Here is a 2213-nt window from a genome sequence, read left to right as displayed (position 1 = left end):
AGTGGCATTCGTGGCGACTTCCACCGCAAAGCATCCATGATACCCGCGAGATCCTCGCCACTCGCGAACAAATCCTGGTTCAGCCCGATCCGTGTCGAGTGCGCGCTGATCCCTTTTAGCAATCTGGCCAAATCCTCGGCTGTCAGATCGGGCAGCGCGCCGAGGTCGAACGCCCGCTTGATAATCGACCGGAAAATCGGCCCGATCGAGCGTGGGTGGAGCGCCAGGCTGCCGATGTCACATTCGACGCGCGCCTTCCCGGCAGGCTTAGAGAGCGTCTTGCGCAGATCCCAAGCCTCGCGGCTTGAAATGCTGTCGATCGCCCGACCGCGCACGGCGGCGCGCGCCTTGTAGCGCCGCACCTGCACCCGCCGGAACAGCGGCCCGGCCGATATCTCGGCAGCCTCGGTCCAGGCCGTGATCGCCGCGACGGTGCGCGGGCTGAGATAGGCGGTTGCCCCCTCCCCGTCCTGATCGCCCTTGCTGCGCAGGATCTGCAGCAGCCGCGCTTCGGGATCGATCGCCTCCTCGATATGCTCGACGGCTACCGCCACGAGTTCGGAGGCTCGCATGCCGGTGTCATAGGCCGCCGACAGCAATGCACGATCGCGAAGGCCCGGCAGATCGTCTTCGCAGCTCTCGAGCAGCGCGCGGATGTCGAGCCCACGCGCCTTGTCGCGCTCGACGTCGCGCACCGGTCCCTTGAACCGCAGCGGCCGCGCTTGTTTCTGCGCCGCCCCCTTCTCGCGCCGCACCGCCTGCAGCCGCAACTTGACCAGCGGCGCCGGCGTCGGATCCTTGAGGTCGAGCAGTTGATGAATCTTGGCGATCGAAGCCTTGTACCGGGATAGCGACGCTGGACGGCTCCCCTTCCCCCCCCCATCCAGATAATCGGCCACGGTCTCAGCCGTCGCCGGCAGCGCGATCCGGTTGGTGCGCCGACACCAGCTGTCGAATGCTTCGATGTCGGACTTGAGCGCGCGGATGCTGTGAGGCGACGAAGCGGCCTGATAGGCGGCGATCAGCGCCTCGGTGGCCGCCCGGGCACAGCTCGCCAGCACTCCATTCCGTCAATTGCGCGCGATGCCCCCGCTTCATGCGGTGATATCCAAGATGGATCAAGATCTCCGCACAATGCCGCCGTGCTGTCCGACTGGAAAAGTCATAACCGGCTATCTCGCCAGCTTCGACACCGAGTTGCTCGGCCAGATACGAGAGGCCATCGGTAGGGATTGAGCCAGGATCGGTCGCGAAAAACCCCAGGGAAGCGAAAAATTTCCGCTGCGCGGCGAGGCCGAGGCGCGTCAGGGCCGGCTTCGAATTTACAAAATCAATATCGGCAAAGCTCAGGCTCCATCGTCCGATCAAATCCCCGCCCGGAATACTCCGATCCATCAACCCACTCCCTATGATGGAGCGAACTGTCCTCTTCTATGATTTCCATCGTCAATACCGAATGCCACGTTCCCAAAACGTTCTCCGACTTGGCCAAAATCGCAGCTTGGGGCCGACTGGGCCATGTCGGAAAATAGCGATTCCTGGTTGTCGTCTTCGGCGCGACACGGGATTGGGCGCGCCAGTTTGGCCTTGATCCACTCGTCTTCGAGGTCGCTGGAGCGGATTTGATAGGGCGCGTAGCGCATGACCTGCTCGGCGGCGATATGCCATTCCTGAGGAAGCGTTGGATCTTGACTTGCGGGACTCCGAGTTTGGCGGCCGCGTCCGACATCGTGAGCCATTCGCCGTTCTTGTCAGAAGACCGGTAACCGCTGATCTTGCGCACCACATGGCTCACTGGCGTGTTCAGTCTGCCCAATTTAATTGTTAAGGCAATGATTGCATATTGAACGTAATCGGATGATGGACTAGGTAGCCGCGCATGCCCCGCGACCGATCCAGAACCAGCCCCGTCACGCTTTTTGAACTCACGAACGCTTTGCAGCCGATCCGGCGTGTCTGGGTTCAGGCAGTCAGTCTCGCACTCGCCGACTTCGGACTTCCCGCATCGCTCATTTCGGCGCTCATTCTGGCGTCCCGTCATGGAGACAAGGGTGTCAGGCAGAACGCGCTGGCCGAGGAAGTCGGGGTCAATCCGGGCGGCATGGTGCGCATTCTCGACCAGGCCGAAGCCGCCAACCTGCTTGAGCGGCGCGATTCTCCCGATGACCGGCGCATCAAGACGATCCATGTCATGCCGAAAGGTCGTGACCTTG

At 62.2% G+C, this 2213-nt stretch carries 4 protein-coding genes; 1 reads left to right on the top strand and 3 read right to left on the bottom strand.

Annotation, left to right across the window (positions count from 1 at the left end):
- From VMR39_RS21610 to VMR39_RS21600, 3 genes are all read right to left on the bottom strand, one after another.
- The coding region (locus tag VMR39_RS21610; RefSeq protein ID WP_325418971.1) for a tyrosine-type recombinase/integrase at window positions 1-1022 on the bottom strand (1022 nt) is incomplete at its 3' end.
- The gene (locus VMR39_RS21605; RefSeq protein ID WP_325418969.1) at window positions 904-1395 is read right to left on the bottom strand and encodes a DUF4158 domain-containing protein; all 492 of its coding nucleotides are present in this window, start codon (window positions 1393-1395) and stop codon (window positions 904-906) included. The genes VMR39_RS21605 and VMR39_RS21610, both read right to left, overlap by 119 nt.
- Before the next feature lie 11 nt (window positions 1396-1406).
- Window positions 1407-1739 (bottom strand): hypothetical protein, encoded by a 333-nt coding sequence (locus VMR39_RS21600; protein ID WP_325418967.1) that lies wholly within the window; start codon window positions 1737-1739, stop codon window positions 1407-1409.
- 140 nt (window positions 1740-1879) lie between these two features.
- Here VMR39_RS21600 and VMR39_RS21595 point away from each other — a divergent pair.
- A partial coding sequence (locus VMR39_RS21595; protein ID WP_325418965.1) for a MarR family winged helix-turn-helix transcriptional regulator occupies window positions 1880-2213 on the top strand: 334 nt, incomplete at its 3' end.

The organism is Sphingobium sp. (assembly GCF_035511395.1).
In the GTDB taxonomy this organism is placed as follows: Bacteria; Pseudomonadota; Alphaproteobacteria; order Sphingomonadales; family Sphingomonadaceae; genus Sphingobium.
This window is presented reverse-complemented; position numbering and strand designations above follow the sequence as displayed.

Excerpts from the sequence above, each read along its gene's own strand:
- VMR39_RS21605 (WP_325418969.1), bottom strand. The coding sequence starts at position 1,395 with ATGGATCGGAGTATTCCGGGCGGGGATTTGATCGGACGATGGAGCCTG.
- VMR39_RS21600 (WP_325418967.1), bottom strand. The coding sequence starts at position 1,739 with ATGGCTCACGATGTCGGACGCGGCCGCCAAACTCGGAGTCCCGCAAGT.